Consider the following 19055-nt stretch of genomic DNA (forward strand, 5'->3'; position numbering starts at 1 on the left):
CCGTTTTCCGGCGGTACGTGGCGGGCCCCACTCGGGCCTCTCCGGCGGCCCCTGCTTCTGGGCGTTCTGCCCTACGGAGAAGAGGATCCGGACGAAGCCGGCGAACGCGTGCGTCGCGAAGACGTACACGAAGACGTACACGAAGGCGTACGGGCCGGAATAGACGGCGGGGTGGCACCGTTGAGCCGGATAGTTTAAGCTTCAACCACTAGCCGCGAGGCACCAGGAACGCGAGAGGTGAGCACGATGCAGTTCGGGATCTTCACCGTCGGCGACGTGACGACCGACCCCACCACCGGCCGCACCCCCACCGAGCACGAGCGGATCAAGAACACCGTCGCCATCGCGCTCAAGGCCGAGGAGGTCGGGCTGGACGTCTTCGCGACCGGTGAACACCACAACCCGCCGTTCGTGCCCTCCTCCCCCACCACCCTCCTCGGGCACATCGCCGCCCGTACGGAGAACCTGATCCTCTCCACCTCCACCACGCTGATCACCACCAACGACCCGGTGAAGATCGCCGAGGACTACGCGACCCTCCAGCACCTCGCCGACGGCCGCGTGGACCTGATGATGGGCCGCGGCAACACAGGCCCCGTCTACCCGTGGTTCGGCCAGGACATCCGGCAGGGCATCCCGCTCGCCATCGAGAACTACGCGCTCCTCCACAAGCTGTGGAGGGAGGACGTGGTCGACTGGGAGGGAAAGTTCCGCTCCGCCCTCCAGGGCTTCACCTCCACCCCGCGCCCGCTCGACGACGTCCCGCCGTTCGTCTGGCACGGCTCCATCCGCTCCCCGGAGATCGCCGAGCAGGCCGCCTACTACGGCGACGGGTTCTTCGCGAACCACATCTTCTGGCCCAAGCAGCACACCGAGAAGATGGTCCGCCTCTACCGCCAGCGGTACGCCCACTACGGCCACGGCACCCCCGAGCAGGCGATCGTCGGCCTCGGCGGCCAGGTGTTCATGCGCAAGAACTCGCAGGACGCGATACGGGAGTTCCGCCCGTACTTCGACAACGCGCCGGTCTACGGCCACGGCCCCTCCCTGGAGGAGTTCTCCCGGGAGACCCCGCTGACCGTCGGATCGCCGCAGGAGGTCATCGAGCGCACCCTGTCCTTCCGCGACTACGTGGGTGACTACCAGCGCCAGCTGTTCCTGGTCGACCACGCGGGACTGCCGCTCAAGACCGTCCTGGAGCAGCTCGACATCCTCGGCGAGGAGGTCGTGCCGGTGCTGCGCAAGGAGTTCGCGAACCTGCGCCCGGCCGGCGTCCCGGACTCCGCGCCGCTCCACCCCGCCGTCCTGAAGACCCGTACCCGGAAGGAGTCGTAAGCCATGCGGACCCTCAAGCTGGTCGCCGTCTCCGCCGGCCTCAGCTCGCCCTCCTCCACCCGCCTCCTCGCCGACCGGCTCCTCCAGGCGGCGCGCCACCGGCTGGCCGAGCAGGAGTACGCCGTCGACGTCCAGGTCGTCGAACTGCGCGACCTGGCCGTGGACATCGCGAACAACCTCGTGACCGGCTTCCCCTCCGGGCGGCTCCAGGACGCGATCGACGCGGTGGCCGGCGCGGACGGGGTCATCGCCGTGACCCCGGTCTTCACCGCCTCGTACAGCGGTCTGTTCAAGTCGTTCTTCGACCTGATCGACCCGGTCGCGCTGACCGGCACCCCGGTCCTCGTCGGGGCGACCGGCGGCACCGCCCGGCACTCGCTCGTCCTGGACCACGCGCTGCGGCCGCTCTTCGCCTATCTGCGGGCCCTCGTCGTCCCGACCGCCGTCTACGCGGCTTCGGAGGACTGGGGCACGGGCGGCGACACGGCCTCCCCGACGGGATGGAGGGACGGGCTGCCCTCCAGGATCACCCGGGCGGGGAACGAGTTCGCGGACACGGTCGCGGCCCGGCCGTCCCGGCCGGCCGACGACGGCGAGGTCGTCCCGTTCGAGAAGCAATTGGCCGATCTGCGGATGGATTGATCCTTTTGTTACGTTGTGGGGGAGGGTTCCCGACAACGAACGGAGGTCGGCGATGGCCGGCAGGATCGTGGTGGGCGTGGACGGCTCGGAACCGTCCCTGAAAGCGCTGCGGTGGGCGGCCGGGCAGGCCGCCCTCACTGGGGACTCCCTCCAGGCGGTCATCGGCTGGGAGTACCCGGCGTCCTGGGCGGCGGCGCCCGGGGTACCGCCGGACTTCGACCCCCAGATGCTCGCCGAGCAGTCCCTGGACGAGTCCCTGGCCAAGGCGCTCGACCCGGCCGTCGCCGCCGGCGTGACCCGGACGGTCGTCAGCGGCAACCCGGCCCAGGCTCTGATCGACCAGGCCGAGGGCGCGTCCCTGCTGGTCGTCGGCGACCGCGGCCACACCGGTTTCAAGGCGGCGGTCCTGGGCTCCGTCTCCAGCAGGGTGACCCAGCACGCCCCGTGCCCGGTGGTGGTCGTACGGGGCACGGACGACTGACGGGACGTCCTCAGGCGGGCACCACGTCCGCCACCACGCACGCCACGTTGTCGGGGGCGCCCAGGCCCCGCGCCAGCGCGACCAGGGCGTCGGCCGCCTCCTCCGGACCGACGCCCGCGGCGAGCGCATGGCGGATGGCCTCGGCCGGCGCGACCGCCGACAGCCCGTCCGTGCACAGCAGATAGCGGTCGCCGGGCCGCGTCTCGTGCACTCCCAGCTCCGGCTCGGGCGGCACGTCCCCGCCGTCCAGGGCCTTCAGGAGCAGCGCCCGGTCGGGGCGGTCCACCGCCTCGGCCGGGTCGAGCTCGCCCGCGTCGACGAGGGCCTGGACCACGGTGTGGTCGCGGGTGAGGCGTACGAGCGAGCCGTCCCGCAGCAGGTACGCGCGCGAGTCGCCCACGTGAGCCAGGGCCAGACGGCCGCCCGTCCACACGGCCGCGGTCAGGGTCGTGCCCGACCCGTCCAACCCGGAGACCGCGCCGTCGGCCGTGCGCACCGCGTCCTCCAGGGCGTTGAGCACGTCCCCGGCCCGCGCCGAGGGAGCCGGTGGCGGTACGGCCTCCAGGGCTCCGACGGCGGCCAGCGCGGCCCGCCCGCCCTCGGGTCCGTACCCGTCGGCGACGGCCAGCAGGTGCGGGTCCGCGTGGGCCGCGTCCTGCTGGGCGGCCCGGACCAGGCCGCGGTCGAGACGGACAGCGGTCCGCAGCACGAAGGCGGCCCGGCCCACCGGCCCGCCGACCGCCGAGGCGCGCACGGCACGCGGCGCGCCGGTCGTCCGGTCCCCCGAGCCGTCCGTCATCCCGTCGCCCGTCCCGTCGCCCATCCCGTAGTCCATCGCCTCGGCCATCTCGTCGCTCATCTCGGTGGGTCCCTTCAGCCGGTCCACCAGGGAGGCCGCCAGGTCCCGCCGTGCCGCCGTCTCCGACTCGACCCGCGCCCAGTAGCCGCGGATCGCGCGGGCCGCGCCCGACGCGTCCGAAGCGGACAGCGCGCAGACCCGTCCCACCTCGGCGAGCGGCATGCCGATCCGCCGCAGCCAGGCGATCAGCCGGGCCCGTTCGAGCTGTTCCACCGCGTAGTGGCGGTAGCCGGTGAACGGGTCGACGCGGGCGGGCGGCAGCAGGCCCAACTCGTCGTAGCGGCGCAGCGCCCTGGCGGAGAGCCGGGAGGCACGGGCGAAGTCCCCGATGGTCAGCATCGGCCCGGACACGGGCGCAGGCATGGGCTCTTCGTCGCGCACGACTCGATTCTCCTCCCTGTGCCGGGCCTTCCGCCCGGCACGCCCGATGCTGGGCCTTCCCCACGGGGGAAGGTCAACCGCGCGACGGCATACACCGTGCGCCCGGCCGCCGCCCGGCGCATGATGCCCTCATGGACATCAGACTCGAACTGATCGGCGTGCCCGTCACCGACATCGACCGGGCCAAGGACTTCTACGAGCGCGTGGGCTTCCACGCCGATCACGACATCCCGGTCAGCGACGACATCCGCTTCGTCCAGATGACCCCGCCCGGCTCGGCCTGCTCGATCGCCTTCGGCAAGGGGATCACGGAGATGCCCCCCGGCTCCCTGGACAACATGCAGGTCGTCGTCACCGACATCGAGGAGGCCCACCGCGACCTCACCGGCCGCGGGATCGAGGTCAGCGCGATCGACGACCAGCCCTGGGGCTCCTTCGTGTACTTCGCCGACCCGGACGGGAACCGCTGGGCGGTGCAGCAGACCACTCCGCGCGGGAAGTAGCCGTTCCTCGCCGGCGCCAGACGGGTCACCGGGCTGTCCAGCAGGGCGACCCCCGCGGGGCCGGACGCACACCCGCCGCACAGCGCGCCGCGCTCCGTCCCGGGGAGGCGTCCCGTACGACGACGCCGTCTCCCCCGTCCGGCGGAGGCGGACCGTTCCCCGGGGCGACGGCCGGGGGCGGCCGCGACGGGACGCTGGATCCATGATGAGAATCAAGGCCCTTCCCGGCGTGCCCCGTTGGGCCGCCCTCGCCGCCCATGCCGTGCCGCTCGTCACCCTCCCGTCAGGTCTGTGGCGGCTCGCGCTCGTCGCCGGGCTGCCGGTCACCCAGGACGCCGGCCGGGGTGCCATGAGCACGGGCGAGTCCGTGTACGTCGTCTCCCTCAGCGTCGTGTCCGAGCTGCTCGCCTTCCTCACCCTGGGGCTCGTCCGCTCCTGGGGCGAGGTCTTCCCGCGGTGGATGCCGTTCCTCGGCGGGCGCCGGGTGAACCCGGCCGCCGCGACCGGCGCGGCCCTCGCCGGGGCGGCGGGGCTGTGCGCGATCGCCGCGTGGGGCGCGTACGCCGCGTACGCGGGCCTGGGGCCCGGCATCCCCGCCACTCCGGCGCAGGACGCCCTGCTGATCGTCTGCTACGCCCCGCTCCTCGCCTGGCCGGTGCTGCTCGCGGCCGTGGCGGTCGCCTACCGCCGGCGCCGCCGCGACGGCGGGAGGGGTCCTGCCGGGGGTGGGATCCGTCAGTACGGCGCGGGCCGTCCCCGGGCGTCCTCGTGGGTGTAGAAGAGGTAGTAGGCGGCGGCGCCGTTGAGCGCGCCGAAGGCCAGTCCGAGCCCGCTCGACGACAGGATGCTGGCGCCCGAGAGGCTGTAGAGGAAGCCTGCCGCGATGCCCGTCAGGGACGCCCAGGCGGCGGCCCGCGCCTCGCGGAACAGGGCGCGTCCGTAGCGCCGGAGGGCGTAGATCCCGGCGGCGAGCACGATGGCCGAGATCAGGCCGAGCCACAGCTGCCCCAGGGTGGTGGGGCCGCCCTGGCGGGCCACGGTCGCCGCGTAGAGGCCGTACAGGACACCGATGATGATCGGGGTGGCCAGGCCATGCGTACTGAACGGCTTCCGGACGGGTATCGCTGCGTGTGCGGCCATGGCAGGAGCTCCTTCGTCTCTCGCCCCCCTGCTGCTTCCCGCACCCTCAAGAGCACACCCGCGCCCGGCACCCCGCAAGTGGATCAGGCGGCGGACCGGGCGAAGCCCCTTGGCCTCTCTCCGGCCCTCAGCCCCTCTCCGGCCCCTCGGCCCCCTCCGCCGCCAGGGCCGCCAGTCGTCCCAGCGCCTCGTCGAGCACCCCTCGCGGCGGGGACGCGAGGCCGATCCGGAGGGCGTCCGGCGCCGTCCCCGTACCGTCCCGGCCGCCCACCGCGAAGGCGCTGCCCGGGGTGACCGCCACGCCCGCGCGTGCGGCGGCCGCCGCCGTGAAGGCCTCCGCACGCCAGGGCGCGGGCAGCTCCCACCAGCAGTAGTACGCGTACGGGGAGGTCCGGACGGCCTGCCCGGCGAGGCGCCGCCGCACCAGGGCGTGCCGGGCCCCGGCGTCCGCCCGCTTCGCCGCGACCACCTCGGCGACCGTCCCGTCCGCCGTCCACCGGGTGGCGGCCGCCAGGGCGAGCCCGCCCGCCGTCCAGGCACCGGAGCGCAGGGCCTGCGCCACCGCCGCCCGGAACCGCCCGGGGACGACGAGGTAGCCGACGGTGAGACCGGGGGCGAGCCGCTTGGAGAGGCTGTCGACGAGCAGGACCCGCTCGGGGGCGTGCGCCGCGAGCGGCGCGGGCGCGTCCGGGACGAGGAAGGCCCAGGTGGTGTCCTCGACCGCCGTCAGGTCCATGGTCCGCAGCAGCTCGGCCAGTTCGGCCCGGCGCTCCTCCCCCGCCGTCGAGGAGAGCGGGTTGTGCAGGGTGGGCTGGAGGTAGACGGCGGCCAGCGGCGCCGCCCGGTGGGCCGCCGCGAGCGCCTCGGGCCGCACCCCCTCCTCGTCGAGGGCGAGCGGGACGAGCCGGATGCCGAGCGTCTCGGCCACCGCCTTGACCAGGGGATACGTGAGAGCCTCGACGCCCAGTCGACCGCCGGGCGGGACGAGGGCGGAGAGGGCGGCGGCGATGGCCTGCCGGCCGTTCCCGGCGAAGAGCACGCTCTCGGGGTCGGGTGCCCAGCCCGGCCGGGCGAGCACGGCCGCCGCCGCGTCCCGGGCCTCCGGGGTGCCGGTGGCGGCGGCCGGCCGCGAAACGGCCCGGGCCAGGACGTCGGACCGGGCGAGGGCCGCGAGGGCCCGGGCCATCAGCTCCGACTGCCCTTCGGCGACCGGGTAGTTGAGCTGGAGGTCGACGGGCGCGGCACCGGTCGCCTCGGCGAGCGCGGGCCCCGGGAGCGGGGGCGCGGCCCGGACGAAGGTGCCGCGCCCGACCTCCCCGACGACGAGGCCGCGCCGGGCGAGTTCGCCGTACACGCGGATGGCCGTCGAGTTCGCGATGGCGTGCCGGCGGGCGAAGACCCGCTGGGGCGGCAGCCGGTCACCGGGGCGCAGCCGCCCGTCCCGCACGGCGGCCTCGACCCGGTCGGCGATCCTCCGGTACTCCTCCATGCCGCCCCGCCCCATCCGTCCCCGAACCGATTGCACCGAGAGCAAAGATCTTATTGCACCGAGTGATCGGCGGTGCCTAGCCTGCGGACATGCCCGTCATCCAGACCCCCGCCACCGAGGTCCACTACGAGGACAGGGGCGAGGGCCCCGCCCTCCTCCTCGTCCACGGCCACCCCTTCGACCACACCATGTGGCGGCCCCAGATCGAGCGCTTCTCGCGCACGCACCGGGTCGTCGCCCCGGACCTGCGCGGCTACGGCGCGACACCCCTCGGTACCGCCGGACCCGACGGACAGCGGGCGGTGACGGGCCTCGACGACTTCGCCGAGGACCTGATCGCCCTCCTCGACGTCCTCCACATCGACACCTGTGTCCTCGCCGGCCTCTCCATGGGCGGCCAGATCGCCATGGAACTCGTCCGCCGCCACCCGGAACGCGTCCGGGGCCTCGTCCTCGCCGACACCTTCCCCGCCGCCGAGACGGCCGAGGGCAAGGCCGCGAGGAACGCCATGGCCGACCGTCTGCTCGCCGGCGGCGCCGAGGCGATGCGCGCGTACGCCGACGAGGTGCTGGACCGGATGGTGGCCCCGTACAACACCCATGCCGCCCCGCACGTGCACCGCATGATGTGCGCGACCGACCCGGCCGGCGCGGCGGCCGCGCTGCGCGGCAGGGCCGAGCGCCCGGACTACCGGAAGACGCTCACGACGGTCCCGTACCCCGCGCTCGTCGTGGTCGGCCGGGACGACTCGTACACCCCGGTCGCGGACGCGGAGGAGATGCACGCGCTCCTCCCCGGGTCCACGCTCGCCGTGATCGAGGGGGCCGCGCACCTGCCGAACCTGGAGCGCCCCGACGCCTTCGACGCCGTACTGGAGACCTACCTCCGCTCACTCGTACGGCCCAACTGAACGTTCGGAACGGAACGAACGCTCCGACGATGGGTCCATGAGCCAGAACACGGCACCACCCCGCAGGCCCACGTCCTCCTCCGCCGCCTGGGCGAGCGGCGGCACGCTCTTCGCGGGCGTCCTCATGCTCGTCACCGGCTTCATGGACGTCTTCCAGGGCATCGCAGGCATCGCCGAGGACGACGTCTACACACGCGTCGGCGACTACGTCTTCAAGTTCGACCTCACCACCTGGGGCTGGATCCACCTGATCCTCGGCGTCGTGGTCGCGATCGCCGGCTTCGGGATCCTCAAGGGAGCGGAGTGGGGCCGGGTCGCCGGTATCGCGCTCGCGTCCCTGAACATCCTGTTCCAGTTCATGTTCCTGCCGTACCAGCCGTGGTGGGCGCTCTTCTCGATGGCCATCTCGGTCTTCGTCATCTGGGCGCTGGCGACGGACGACGCGTACGGCCGGGAAGAGAAGTTCTGAGGGGGCGGACGATGAGACGCATCACGGCGACGGCCCTGTCCCTGGCCGCCACCACCGCGCTCTGCCTCACGGCCACCGGGTGCGACACCGTCACGGAGAAGGCGGGCGACATCGTCTCCACCGCCACGGCGGCCGTCGCCTCGGCCGCCGAGGAGAAGATGAACGAGGTCAAGGACGGGGTGAAGGCCACCGGCGACGTGAAGGCCGGGCCGACCAGCACCGACGGGGACCGGACGGTCGCCGAGATCACCGCGGCCAACCCGAAGGACGCCGCCGCCGACTACACGGTCATGGTCACCTTCCGGGACGCGGACGGGAACTTCCTCGACTCGGTCGTCCTGAACATCGACGGAGTGGAACCCGGGCAGTCCAAGACCGGTACGGCACGCAGCAATCGGACGCTCTCGGGCGAACCGACGGCGGAGATCGCGCAGGCCCTGCGACACTGACGGGGTGGACCGAGTCCAGACCGCGCAGACCGTACAGACCGCAGAGCACGGGGAGACGGCGGAACCCGTGAACAGCAGCCCCGCCGAAGCGACTCCCGGGCCGGCCCCCGAGTCGCCGCCCCTCCGGCCCAGGCACCGCTTCACGGCCTGGGCCGCGGGGCTGCTCCTGGTGGTACCGGCCCTCGTCGCGGCCTGCCGCGCCCTCGACACGGACGCGATGACCCCGGTCCCCCAACTCCTCTCGGCCCTCCCCTGGCTGACGGTCCCCGCGGCCCTCGCCCTGCTCCTCGCCGCCGCGGCCCGGCGCCGGGTCCTGACCTTCGTGTCGGTCCTGGTCCTGGGCGCGACCGCCTGGAGCGCCGTGCCGTACATGCCGCAGACCGTCATCTCGTACGGGCTGCCGCTGGCGCGGGTGAAGGTCATCGCGTCGAACGTCGAATTCGGCGAGGGCACGGGGTCGTTGATCGAGGTGGTGCGGCGGGAAAGCCCCCAGCTCGTTTTCGTGTCGGAATGCGACCGCGCCTGCCGGTCGGCCCTCACGCAGACCTTCGCCGACGCCCTGCCGCACTACGCCGCCGTCGAGGAGGAGGGCTCGGCCGGCTCGATCGTGCTCAGCGCGTACCCGCTGCGCGACTGGCGGATGATCCCGGCGGCCATGGGCATGCCGGGCGCCACGGCGGACATCGCGGGCGTGCCGGTACAGCTCCAGCTGGCGCACCCGCTGCCGCCGGTGCCGGGACAGGTGTCCCGGTGGAAGCGGGAACTGGGGCGGGTGAAGGAGGCCGTCGCGGCGCGGCCCACCGGGCCGATGCTCGTCGCGGGCGACTTCAACGCCTCGCAGGACCACGCGGCGTTCCGCGCGATCCTCGCGGCGGGCGGGCTCCAGGACGCGGCGCGCCGGGCGGACGAGAGCCGCCGGCCGACCTGGCCGACGGAAGGCCCCCCGCTGCCGCCGTTCGTCCAGATCGACCACGTCCTGGTGCGGGACTTCAGCGTCCGCGAGGTCCGCTTCCTCGACATCCCCGGCTCCGACCACCGGGCGGTGCTCGCGGATCTCGACCTGCGCGGGCCGCGCTGATCGGCGACGCTGGAGGACATGGAGAACGAGGAGATCCTGGACGACATCGGCGCCCTCGTCGAGGAGGAGCGCGCCCTACGGCAGCGCGTGGGTGGCCTCCTCCCGGAGGAACGCGCCCGGCTGTCGGAACTGGAGGTCCGGCTGGACCAGTGCTGGGACCTGCTGCGGCAGCGGAGAGCGAAGGCGGAATTCGGCGAGGACCCGGACACGGCGACCCTCCGCCCGGCCACCGAGGTCGAGTCCTACCGCAACTGACCGCCGGGGCGGCTCCGCGCGTAGGGGGCACGGGCCGGGACAGTACGTTGGGGGCATGGCACGAAGCTCAGGGCCCGCGCGTCTCGCCCCGCCCGCCTGGCTCACCGCCGGGTTCAAGCCCGCCCCCACCCCGATCCCCTGGGCCGCCGTCGCCCGCGCCGCCGTCGCCCTGTCCGCGCCGCTCGCCGTCGGGCTGGCCGTCGGGCAGCCCGCCTACGGGGCGCTCGTGTCGATGGGCGCGCTCTCCGGCGTCATCGGCGACACCGCCGACGCCTACCGGATGCGCATCCTCAACATCGCCGTGCCGCAGCTCTTCGGCGCCGTCGGAGTCACCCTCGGGACCCTCGTCTTCGGGCACGGCTGGGTCGCCGTCGCCGTGCTCACGCTCGTCGCGCTCGTCTCGGGGATGATCTCCTCGATCGGCGCCGTCGCCTCCGTCTCCGGGCTGCTCCTGCTCCTCAACGCCGTCGTCGGGGCCGGGCTCCCCATGCCCGAGCCCTGGTGGAAGGCGCCCCTGCTGCTCGGCCTCGGCGGGCTGTTCGTGCTCCTCCTCACCCTGCTCGGCTGGCCCCTGCGCCGCGCCGCGCCCGAGCGGTCCGCCGTCGCCGCGACCTACCGTTCCGTCGCCGAGCTGTTCGAGGCCACCGGCACCCCCGCGTACGACGAGAAACGGCAGGCCGTCACCGCCTCCCTCAACCAGTCCTACGACCTCGTCCTCGCCCGCCGTGCCCGCCAGCACGGCCGCGCGCCCTCCCTCGTCCGGCTGCTCGCGCAGCTCAACGTCGCCATCCCGCTCGTCGAGGCCGCCCCCGCCGCCCACCTCCGCGCCCAGCTCCACGGGCCGTTGTCCGCCACGATCCAGGCGGCCGTCCGCGAACTCGCCGACGCCGTCGAGGAGGGCCGCACCGGGGCACCCGAACTCGATCTCCCGGTCCCCGGGCGGCCCGCCGAGAAGGCCGTCGACCACGCCCTGCGGTACGCCGCCGCCGTCGTCCACAAGGCCGAGCCCGACGCGTACAACGTCGACGACCGGCTCGGCCGCCCCGCCGCGCTCCGGGTCCGGGTCCGCCGGACCACCCGCGCCGTCCTGTTCTCCGAGGCGTCCTGGCGGTACGGGCTCCGGCTCGCCCTCTGCATCGGGCTCGCGCAGGCCCTCGTCTCGCTGATCCCCGTCCCCCGCTCGTACTGGGTCGCGCTCACCGTCACCTTCGTCATGAAGCCCGACTTCGGCTCGGTCTTCTCCCGCGCCGTGCTCCGCGCCTTCGGCACCGCCGCCGGGCTCCTCCTCGCCGCCCTCGTGCTCGCCGAGGTGCCGCGCGGCTGGTGGGACGTCCCCGTGATGTGCGTGCTGGCCGCCCTCATCCCGGCCTTCTCCGCGAAGGGGTACGCGTTCCAGACGGCGGCCATCACCCCGGTGATCCTGCTGCTCTCCGACACCCTCAACCAGCAGGGCTTCGACCTCGTCATGCCCCGCCTGTACGACTCCCTGATCGGCTGCGGCATCGCGCTGATCGCCGGCTATCTCCTCTGGCCCGAGTCCTGGCACTCCCGGATCGGCGACCGGCTCGCGGACGCAGTCGCCGACACCGCCGCCTATGTGACCTGCGCGTTCGGAGAGACGGAGGACCAGGGCGGACGGCTGCGCGCCCGGCGGAAGCTCTACCGCGACCTCTCCACCGTCCGCTCCGAGTTCCAGCGCGCCCTCACCGAGCCCCCGCCGACCGGGACCCGCGCCGCCGCCTGGTGGCCGCTCGTCGTGGCCGTCGAGCGGATCGTGGACGCCACCACCGCCGCCCGGATCAGGGTCGATCACGGGGCCGCCGGCCCCGATCCGGCCGAGGTCGCCGCCGTCGAGCGGGAACTGCGCGAACTCGCGGAGGGAATCCGCGTGTCGGAGACCCTGATCGAGGTCCGGAGCGAGCTTCCCGGCGACGAGAACGGAGTCCTCGCGCCCCTCCGTCAGGAGGTCAGCGCGGCCCGCGCGATCGCCGGTCCCGACCTGCGGTAAACCTTCCCCCGGGGGCGTACGGGAGGACTTACCGGCGGTCACGGAACGGAACCCTCCCCACCGCCGTTACCCGGAGCCATCCGGGCGACTACGATGCGCTCGAAATCACCCGCGATCCGCGCCGGTCGCCGTCGGCAACCGGCCCGGCGGACGGGACACTTCGTCCTGCCTCACCCCCCGCGCCCCGAGGACACCGCCATGCGCACCACCACGAACAGAGGGCTGCAGCCCAATGTCCTCGGCACCTTCGACACGATCGTGATGGCCGTCGCCGGCAGCGCCCCCGCCTACTCGATGGCGGCGACGACCGCCGTGCTCTTCGGCGCCGTCGGCTACGCGGGGCCCGCCGCCCTGCTGTACTGCGCGATACCGATGTTCGGCATCGTCCTCGCGTACGCCCGCCTCGGGCGGATCGACGTCAACGCCGGTGCCGGCTACTCCTGGGTGGGCCGCACCCTCCACCCCTTCCTCGGCTTCCTGTCGGGCTGGGCCCTGGTCTTCGCCGCCACCGTCTTCATGGTGGCCGGCTCGCTGCCCGCCGGATCCCTCACGCTCGCCCTCATCGACCAGGACCTCGCCGACAGCACCCCGCTCGCCGCGGCCGTGGGCGCGGGCTGGTTCCTGATGATGCTCCTCGTGGTCCTGGGCGGTGCCCGGCTGACCGTGCGCGCCCAACTGATCATGTCCGGGGTCGAGATGCTGATCCTGGTCGGCTTCATCCTGGCGGCCGTGGCGCACCGGGGCCGGGCCACCGCCTTCGACTGGTCCTGGTTCGGCTTCGGGCAGTTCGACGGGACGCAGGGCTTCGCCGCGGGCGCGCTGATCGCCGCGTTCTACTACTGGGGCTGGGACGTCACCAGCAACCTCAGCGAGGAGACCCGGAACAGCCGCCGCACGGCGGGACTCGCCGCGCTCGTCGGCGTCGGCTTCGTCTTCCTCCTCTTCGTCGCCGTCACCGTCGTCGTCAACATCCTGCTGACCGCGGAGGAGATCCGTACCGCGGGACCCAACGTGCTGGCCGTCATCGGCCAGGAGGTCTGGCCCGGCGTGGGCGGCAAGCTCCTCGTCGTCGCCGTCCTGCTGTCCACCGTCGCCACCCTGGAGACCACCCTCCTCCAGGTCACCCGCTCGCTCTTCGCGATGGGCCGCGACCGGACCCTGCCGGCCGCGCTCGGCGCCGTGCACCGCCGCTGGAACACCCCGTGGGTCGCGATCGCCGCCGTCGGCGGGGCCGCGCTGCTGCTGTTCGCGGCCGCCGCGGCCGCCGGCTCGCTGCAGCAGATCCTCCGCGACGCCGTCTCCGCGATCGGGCTGCAGATCGCGTTCTACTACGGCCTCGCGGGCATCGCCGCCGTCGTCGCCTACAAGTCGGTCCTCCTCCGCTCCGTACGGAACCTGCTCCTCGGCGGCGTCTGGCCGCTGCTCGGCTCCGCGTTCATGCTCTGGACCTTCGTCGAATCGCTCGGCGAACTCTCCACCACCGCCCTCACCATCGGCCTCGGCGGTCTGCTCCTCGGCGTCGTCCCGCTGCTCGTGTACTGGCGCAGGGGCAGCGACTACTACCGCCCGGCCCGCCTGGACGCGGCCCGCGCGATGGCCGCCTCGGAGGGCTCGGGCCCGGCCACGCGCGCGCGAAGCGGAACCCGGGACAAGAGCTACGCAACGGATTTCTGATCCCGGCCGTCATCTGGAGCACAGAGCCAAGAGCACGGGAACACAAGCGAGTCACCACTTCTGACGGCAGCCGAACCCGAAGGAGGCCCCCGATGGCCGTACGCCGCCGCTCCGCGCGCTCGGCACGTCAGGAGCGCTTCGCGCCCGACTTCGACCCGGACTTCGGGGACCGCGCCCTGACGGAGGCGCGCCACGACATCGTCATCGGCCGCTGGCAGGGCGTACGGGACCTGCTCGCCGCCACCGGGGACCACTGGGCGCGCCGCACCCACCGGCTGCGGCTCCTCTCGCACGCGGCCGCGGGCAGCTCCACCGTGGAGACCTGGCGGGCCGCCGAGCCGGGCAACCCCGACGCGGCCGTGCTGCGGGCGGCGACCGAGGTGGTACGGGTCTTCGACGCGGCCATCGCGGCCGGCCGCGGCGCGGCCGTGGAGCGGGGACGGATCGACGCCGCCGTCGACGCCTGCCGGGGCGCGGCGGAGGCGGCGCCCGCCGACCCGATGCCGTGGGTGTCGCTGCTGTCGGTGGCCAGGCTGTACGAGGGCGGGGTGCCGCGCCGCGAACTGCGTCACTGGTTCGACGAGTTGCGGCGCCGGGACCCGTACAACACGGAGGGCCACATCCAGGTGCTGCGCTACTGGTCGGCGCGGTGGCACGGGACGCACGGCAGCATGTACGACTTCGCGCGGGACGCGGCGGGGGTGGCGCCGCCCGGCTCCCCGCTGCCCGTGCTCGTGCAGGTGGCCCGGGTGGAGGAGTACCGGTACATCGCGGACGGGGCACTCGGCCGTGGCCCGGTGCGCGGCTTCGACCAGCACTGGAAGCACGAGCTCGCGGTGACCGAGCTGCGGCGCACCCACGCCCGGTGGATCGGCGGCCGCGAGCCGGGGGCCCCGGTGGCTCCGGAAGAGGTCGGGGACCTCAACTTCCTCGTCCACGCGGCCTGCTACGCGGGTCAGGTGGAGATCGCCCGGGAGCTGCTCGGCATGCTGGGCCCCCGGGCGGCCTGGGTGCCGTGGGCGTACACAGGGGACCCGGAGGAGCAGTTCGTACGGTTCAGGGAGGGCCTGGGGGTGGAGTGACCCACCCCCGGGCCCGTGGCACTCAGACCCCGATGTCGCGGCCGTCCGTGCGCCACACGGCGACGACCGACGGGCGGACGATCTTGCCGGGGCCGTCGGGCCACTCCGACTTCGGGTTCTCGACGGAGGCGCCGTCGATCTCGCCCGGGTGCTGGACGGCCACCAGGACACGGCGGTCCTGGATGATCGGGCCGCAGGTCTCGGCGCCCTTGGGCACGGTCAGGAACTGCTTGAGCTCACCGCGGCGCTCGCCCTGGGTGGCGACACCGAACAGGCCGTCGTGCGAGCCGAGCTGGGCGCCGTCCGTGGAGATCCACAGGTTGCCGTGCGGGTCGAAGGCCACGTTGTCCGGGCAGGAGATCTGGGAGACCTTCTCCTTCGGGTAGCCCGCGAAGTAGGTGGCCGGGTCGTTCGGGTCACCGGCGACCAGGAAGAGACGCCAGGCGAAACCGTCGGACGACGGGTCGTCCCAGTTCTCGGCGAGCTCCAGGATCTGCCCGTGCTTGTTGAGGTTGCGCGGGTTGGCCTCGTCGGCACCGGCCTTGCCGGCCTTGCCGCGGTCGGTGTTGTTGGTGAGCGCGACGTAGACGCGACCGGTGCGCGGGGACGGCTCGACGTCCTCGGGGCGGTCCATCTTGGTGGCGCCGACCTTGTCACCGGCGAGGCGGGTGAAGACGTACACCTCCTCGGCGGTCATGCCGGGGACGTGCGAGACGTCGCCGGTGGCGAGCGGGATCCACACGCCGGAGCCGTCGAACTCGCCGTCGGTGGGGTGCTTGCCGGTGCCGTCGATCTCGGCTGCCGGGGAGTCGCCGGTCAGCTTGGCGACGTACAGGGTGCCCTCGTCGAGCAGGGTGAGGTTGTGCTCGCGGGCGGCCCGCGAGTTCCCCTTCTTCATCCGCTTGCTGGAGACGAACTTGTAGAAGTAGTCGAACCGCTCGTCGTCGCCCATGTAGACGACCGGACGGCCGTCGGCGGTCAGCCGGGGCTGCGCGGCCTCGTGCTTGAAGCGGCCGAGCGCGGTGCGCTTGCGGGGGGTCGATTCGGGGTCGTACGGGTCGAGCTCGACGACCCAGCCGAAGCGGTGGACCTCGTTGGGCTCCTGCTTGAGGTCGAAGCGCTTGTCGAACCGCTCCCACTTGCGCTCGGTGGCACCGGTGCCGACGCCGTAGCGCTTGTCGGTGGCGCTGGAGCCGTTGGCGAAGTACTGGTTGAAGTTCTCCTCGCCGTGGAGGGTGGTGCCCCACGGAGTGGTGCCGCCGGCGCAGTTGTTCAGCGTGCCGAGGACCGTACGGCCCTCGGGGTCGGCGGAGGTCTTCAGCAGGGCGCTGCCGGCGGCGGGGCCGGTCACCTCGAACTCGCTGGTCGTGTGGAGGCGACGGTTGAGGTGGTGGCGGGAGACCGGGGTGAGCCTGCCCGTACGGTGCTCCTCCTGGACGACGACGACCGAGAGGCCGTGCGCGGCCCAGGCGATCTCGACCTGCTCGCGCGTCGGAGCGGCGGCGTCGTAGCCGCGGAACATCAGGACCTCGTCGGTGTACTCGTGGTTCGCCACGAGGACCTGACGGTCGCGCTCACCGTGCAGCGGCAGCAGGGAGAGGAAGTCGTTGTTGTAGCCGAACTGGCCGGCCTGGGCCTTCGCCGTCTGCTTCTCGGAGTCGAAGGCCGGGGCGCCGCGGAGGATGGGCTCGCCCCAGCGGATGACCACGTTCTGCGCGTAGCCGGAGGGGACGGTCACCTTGTCGGCGGTGTTGGGCGCGACCGGGGTGAAGCGGAGACCGCGGGCGCCGTCGGTCTTGCCGGAGCCGTGACCGGCGCCGTGACCGTGGCCGAAGGTCTCCTGGCCGGCGACGGCCTCGGGCGCGTTGCCGAACGCGATGGCGCCACCGGCGGCGGAGGCGACCGTCACGACGGCGGCGGCGCGGAGGGCCGAACGGCGGGAGAGGACCCCGGCTATGACGTCGCCGGCGTACTCGTTGTCGCTGGTGTTGGGAACCTCGTGGAAGCAGGCGTCACCACACCGGTAACGGCAGGTGAGAGCGGAACGTCCGCCTCCGTGGGGGTTCGTGCTCAGCAGCGGCAGCAGTTTGCGCACTTCGTCCTCCTCCGGCGCACACTGCGCCGACATGCTGTCGGGTCAACCTTCGCGGCGACGCTATGTGCGCACGTCTGCACAGGGACTGCGACGGGGTGAACGGCGAATGAATGCACGGCAACCGGGGGCGACCGGGTCACCGAGGAGGGGAGGGGTGGCCGCTAACCTTACGTGTCCGCCCTGGCCAGGGATGAACGTCCCGAAACGCCCAGTACGGACATTCACACGCACCCCACTCATGCGAAAGGGTTCGCCCATGGGTATTCGGAGCATGCTGCGCAAGGTGTTCGGCCGAGACCGCGAGGAATCCCCGGCGACCACCGTCGTCCCGCCCCAGACGCGTGAGTCCACGTCGACGGCGACGTCGACGGCTTCGCCCTCGGAGACGGTCACGGCAGAGGCCACGGTCACGGAGCGGGCGGCGGAACCGGTCGCCGAGCCGGTCGCCGCCGCGTCCTCGGCCGCGACGACGGCTCCGGCCAGGGCGACGGCGTCGTCCGGGTCCGGGTCCACGGACACCTCGGAGGCGGTGGCACGACGGGCGGCGGACGACCTGGTGGCGGCGTCGTTCGACAACCCGCAGATCCCGCGGGCCCGGGCGAAGACCCCGTCGGCCACGCCGGAGTCGCCCGCGACCGAGACAAAGGTCCCGGCCGCCGCGGAGGACCCGGTCGTCGCGGAGGCGGAGACCCCGACCACGACCGAGGTGCCGGCCGCCGCGGAAGACCCGGTCGTCGCGGAGGCGGAGACCCCGACCGCGACCGAGGTGCCGGCCGCCGCGGAAGACCCGGTCGTCGCTGAGGCGGAGACCCCGGCCGCGACCGAGGTGCCGGCCGCCGCGGAGGCTCCTGAGACCGCCGCGGAGGCCGCGCCGGCCGAGGAGACCGTCGAGTCGGCGGACGCCACCGCGGCCGACGACGCCCCGGCAGGGGCGAAGGCCGAGGCGGAAGCCGACGCCGAGCCCGTGGCGGAGACCCCGCCCACGGCGGCAGCCGAGCCGGAGGCCGTGGAAACGGCCGAGCCGGAAGCCGTGGAGTCGGTGGAGGCTGTGGAGGCCCCGGTGGCCGAGGAGGCGACCGCGCCCGAGGCCGAGGTCGCACCCGAGGCCGACGAGGTGGCGCCGGAGACGACCGCCGCCAAGCCCGAGGTCGAGGTCGACACGGCCGAGGAGGCGGTCACGGCCGAGCCCGAGGCCGCTGTCGTCGCCGCCGCCGCCGACACGACCTCGGTGGCGGAGGCCGTCGAGGAGCCGCAGGCGGAGCAGGCCGAGCCGGAGGCCACCGAGGCCGTGCCGGAGGTCGAGCCCGCCGCCGAGCCCGAGGCAGAGGCAGTGGTCGCCGAGCCCGAGGCAGAGGCAGAGGCCACCGAGGTCGAGCCCGCCACCGAGCCCGAGCCCGAGGCAGTGGTCGCCGAGCCCGAGCCCGCCGACATCGCCGCCCCCCTGACCGGGGGCGACCGCCTTCCCGCCCATCTGGTCGACGCCTACGACGCCGCCGCCGCGCAGCTGACGGCGCAGGGCCTCTCCGGGGCGCGCGCCGCCGTGTACCTGGTGGTCGACCGGTCCGGGTCGATGCGCGGGTACTTCAAGGACGGTTCCGTGCAGCGGCTCGCGGAGCAGGTGACCGCGCTCGCGGCGCACCTCGACGAGGACGCCACCGTCACGACCGTGTTCTTCTCGACGGACATCGACGGAACGGTCGACCTCACCCCGGCCGACCTCACGCCGACCCGGATCGACGAGGTCAACGCCACCCTCGGCCGCCTGGGCCGGACCAACTACCACCGCGCCGTGGAAGAGGTCCTCGCCCACCACGAGAAGGCCGACCCGACCCGTACCGCCCTGGTCGTCTTCCAGACGGACGGCGCGCCGGAGTCGAAGGCCGCCGCCACCCAGGCCCTGGCCGAGGCCGCGGAGCGTCCGCTGCACTGGCGCTTCGTGGCCTGGGGCGAGGAGGACAGCAAGGCCTTCGACTACCTCCGCAAGCTCGACGGCACCCCCCGTACCGGCACGTACTTCGCGGGCGTGGCCCCGGCCGGGACCGCGCACGCGGTCTTCTACGGCGGCCTGCTCGCCGGTCTGGAGTTCTGAGGCCCCGAGAAGGAGTTCCTCGGCGCGGGCCGGGTCCGGGTTCCTCCCGGCCCGGCCCGCGCGCGTATGTGAGGATCTTCCTCGGCAGAATCCTTTTCTCCTGTGCGGCAATCGG

The 19055-nt window shown here is 73.6% G+C and carries 18 protein-coding genes and 1 pseudogene; 14 read left to right on the forward strand and 5 right to left on the reverse strand.

Features of this window, described 5'->3' with window-relative positions; translation table 11 throughout:
* Positions 1–72: 72 nt before the first annotated feature.
* A pseudogene (locus tag OG392_RS37535) lies at positions 73–141 on the reverse strand (DUF6126 family protein); the annotation flags it as partial.
* A gap of 105 nt (positions 142–246) precedes the next feature.
* On the opposite strand from OG392_RS37535, the gene OG392_RS17765 reads away from it, so the two are divergent.
* Genes OG392_RS17765 through OG392_RS17775 form a run of 3 tightly spaced genes read left to right on the forward strand, consistent with a single transcriptional unit; the run spans position 247 to position 2458 of the window.
* The gene (locus tag OG392_RS17765; protein ID WP_329287337.1) at positions 247–1335 is read left to right on the forward strand and encodes an LLM class flavin-dependent oxidoreductase; all 1089 of its coding nucleotides are present in this window, start codon (positions 247–249) and stop codon (positions 1333–1335) included.
* Between the two features lie 3 nt (positions 1336–1338).
* Positions 1339–1977 (forward strand): FMN reductase, encoded by a 639-nt coding sequence (locus OG392_RS17770; RefSeq protein WP_329280499.1) that lies wholly within the window; start codon positions 1339–1341, stop codon positions 1975–1977.
* Between the two features lie 52 nt (positions 1978–2029).
* Entirely contained in the window at positions 2030–2458 is a 429-nt protein-coding gene (locus OG392_RS17775; RefSeq protein ID WP_329280501.1) for a universal stress protein, read from the forward strand.
* A gap of 10 nt (positions 2459–2468) precedes the next feature.
* Here the strand turns inward: OG392_RS17775 and OG392_RS17780 are convergent, their stop codons facing one another.
* Positions 2469–3680 carry a MerR family transcriptional regulator gene (locus OG392_RS17780; RefSeq protein ID WP_329280502.1) on the reverse strand — a complete coding sequence of 404 codons (1212 nt, stop codon included), beginning with the start codon at positions 3678–3680 and terminating at the stop codon, positions 2469–2471.
* 149 nt (positions 3681–3829) lie between these two features.
* On the opposite strand from OG392_RS17780, the gene OG392_RS17785 reads away from it, so the two are divergent.
* Together OG392_RS17785 and OG392_RS17790 are read left to right on the forward strand one after the other, a co-directional pair.
* A complete protein-coding gene (locus OG392_RS17785; RefSeq protein ID WP_329280504.1) occupies positions 3830–4201 on the forward strand; it encodes a VOC family protein in 372 nt (123 codons plus the stop codon).
* Positions 4202–4403: 202 nt separating this feature from the next.
* Positions 4404–4979 carry a hypothetical protein gene (locus tag OG392_RS17790; RefSeq protein WP_329280506.1) on the forward strand — a complete coding sequence of 192 codons (576 nt, stop codon included), beginning with the start codon at positions 4404–4406 and terminating at the stop codon, positions 4977–4979.
* Here the strand turns inward: OG392_RS17790 and OG392_RS17795 are convergent.
* Complete coding sequence (locus tag OG392_RS17795) at positions 4937–5341, reverse strand: hypothetical protein (RefSeq protein WP_329280508.1); 405 nt, start codon at positions 5339–5341, stop codon at positions 4937–4939. The genes OG392_RS17790 and OG392_RS17795 overlap by 43 nt on opposite strands.
* Positions 5342–5468: 127 nt before the next feature.
* Positions 5469–6830, reverse strand: coding sequence for an aminotransferase-like domain-containing protein (locus OG392_RS17800; RefSeq protein ID WP_329280511.1), 1362 nt, complete (start codon positions 6828–6830; stop codon positions 5469–5471).
* 89 nt (positions 6831–6919) lie between these two features.
* Here OG392_RS17800 and OG392_RS17805 point away from each other — a divergent pair, with 89 nt between their 5' ends.
* From OG392_RS17805 to OG392_RS17840, 8 genes are all read left to right on the forward strand, one after another.
* Entirely contained in the window at positions 6920–7741 is an 822-nt protein-coding gene (locus OG392_RS17805; RefSeq protein ID WP_329280513.1) for an alpha/beta fold hydrolase, read from the forward strand.
* 37 nt (positions 7742–7778) lie between these two features.
* Positions 7779–8210 carry a DUF7144 family membrane protein gene (locus tag OG392_RS17810; RefSeq protein WP_329280515.1) on the forward strand — a complete coding sequence of 144 codons (432 nt, stop codon included), beginning with the start codon at positions 7779–7781 and terminating at the stop codon, positions 8208–8210.
* An 11-nt stretch (positions 8211–8221) separates the two neighbouring features.
* A complete protein-coding gene (locus OG392_RS17815) occupies positions 8222–8659 on the forward strand; it encodes a hypothetical protein (protein ID WP_329280517.1) in 438 nt (145 codons plus the stop codon).
* A 4-nt stretch (positions 8660–8663) separates the two neighbouring features.
* Positions 8664–9737 (forward strand): endonuclease/exonuclease/phosphatase family protein, encoded by a 1074-nt coding sequence (locus OG392_RS17820; RefSeq protein WP_329280519.1) that lies wholly within the window; start codon positions 8664–8666, stop codon positions 9735–9737.
* Positions 9738–9755: 18 nt separating this feature from the next.
* Entirely contained in the window at positions 9756–9992 is a 237-nt protein-coding gene (locus OG392_RS17825) for a DUF2630 family protein (protein WP_329280521.1), read from the forward strand.
* A gap of 55 nt (positions 9993–10047) precedes the next feature.
* Positions 10048–12000, forward strand: a complete 1953-nt coding sequence (locus OG392_RS17830) for an FUSC family protein (RefSeq protein ID WP_329280525.1) — start codon at positions 10048–10050, stop codon at positions 11998–12000.
* Positions 12001–12198: 198 nt separating this feature from the next.
* Positions 12199–13674, forward strand: a complete 1476-nt coding sequence (locus OG392_RS17835; protein WP_329280527.1) for an APC family permease — start codon at positions 12199–12201, stop codon at positions 13672–13674.
* 92 nt (positions 13675–13766) lie between these two features.
* A complete protein-coding gene (locus OG392_RS17840) occupies positions 13767–14756 on the forward strand; it encodes a hypothetical protein (protein ID WP_329280529.1) in 990 nt (329 codons plus the stop codon).
* Between the two features lie 22 nt (positions 14757–14778).
* Here OG392_RS17840 and OG392_RS17845 read toward each other — a convergent pair whose 3' ends face one another.
* Positions 14779–16851: a PhoX family protein gene (locus OG392_RS17845; protein WP_329280531.1), complete on the reverse strand. Its 2073-nt coding sequence runs from the start codon at positions 16849–16851 to the stop codon at positions 14779–14781.
* 256 nt (positions 16852–17107) lie between these two features.
* Here OG392_RS17845 and OG392_RS17850 point away from each other — a divergent pair, with 256 nt between their 5' ends.
* Complete coding sequence (locus OG392_RS17850; protein WP_329280533.1) at positions 17108–18940, forward strand: VWA domain-containing protein; 1833 nt, start codon at positions 17108–17110, stop codon at positions 18938–18940.
* Positions 18941–19055: the final 115 nt, after the last annotated feature.

Source organism: Streptomyces sp. NBC_00691 (genome assembly GCF_036226665.1).
Lineage (GTDB): Bacteria > Actinomycetota > Actinomycetes > Streptomycetales > Streptomycetaceae > Streptomyces.

Coding starts and splice junctions, on each gene's coding strand:
- OG392_RS17800 (WP_329280511.1), bottom strand. CDS start 6,830: ATGGAGGAGTACCGGAGGATCGCCGACCGGGTCGAGGCCGCCGTGCGG.
- OG392_RS17770 (WP_329280499.1), top strand. CDS start 1,339: ATGCGGACCCTCAAGCTGGTCGCCGTCTCCGCCGGCCTCAGCTCGCCC.
- OG392_RS17805 (WP_329280513.1), top strand. CDS start 6,920: ATGCCCGTCATCCAGACCCCCGCCACCGAGGTCCACTACGAGGACAGG.
- OG392_RS17785 (WP_329280504.1), top strand. CDS start 3,830: ATGGACATCAGACTCGAACTGATCGGCGTGCCCGTCACCGACATCGAC.
- OG392_RS17815 (WP_329280517.1), top strand. CDS start 8,222: ATGAGACGCATCACGGCGACGGCCCTGTCCCTGGCCGCCACCACCGCG.
- OG392_RS17835 (WP_329280527.1), top strand. CDS start 12,199: ATGCGCACCACCACGAACAGAGGGCTGCAGCCCAATGTCCTCGGCACC.
- OG392_RS17790 (WP_329280506.1), top strand. CDS start 4,404: ATGATGAGAATCAAGGCCCTTCCCGGCGTGCCCCGTTGGGCCGCCCTC.
- OG392_RS17830 (WP_329280525.1), top strand. CDS start 10,048: ATGGCACGAAGCTCAGGGCCCGCGCGTCTCGCCCCGCCCGCCTGGCTC.
- OG392_RS17850 (WP_329280533.1), top strand. CDS start 17,108: ATGGGTATTCGGAGCATGCTGCGCAAGGTGTTCGGCCGAGACCGCGAG.
- OG392_RS17795 (WP_329280508.1), bottom strand. CDS start 5,341: ATGGCCGCACACGCAGCGATACCCGTCCGGAAGCCGTTCAGTACGCAT.
- OG392_RS17765 (WP_329287337.1), top strand. CDS start 247: ATGCAGTTCGGGATCTTCACCGTCGGCGACGTGACGACCGACCCCACC.
- OG392_RS17775 (WP_329280501.1), top strand. CDS start 2,030: ATGGCCGGCAGGATCGTGGTGGGCGTGGACGGCTCGGAACCGTCCCTG.
- OG392_RS17810 (WP_329280515.1), top strand. CDS start 7,779: ATGAGCCAGAACACGGCACCACCCCGCAGGCCCACGTCCTCCTCCGCC.
- OG392_RS17780 (WP_329280502.1), bottom strand. CDS start 3,680: ATGCCTGCGCCCGTGTCCGGGCCGATGCTGACCATCGGGGACTTCGCC.
- OG392_RS17825 (WP_329280521.1), top strand. CDS start 9,756: ATGGAGAACGAGGAGATCCTGGACGACATCGGCGCCCTCGTCGAGGAG.
- OG392_RS17840 (WP_329280529.1), top strand. CDS start 13,767: ATGGCCGTACGCCGCCGCTCCGCGCGCTCGGCACGTCAGGAGCGCTTC.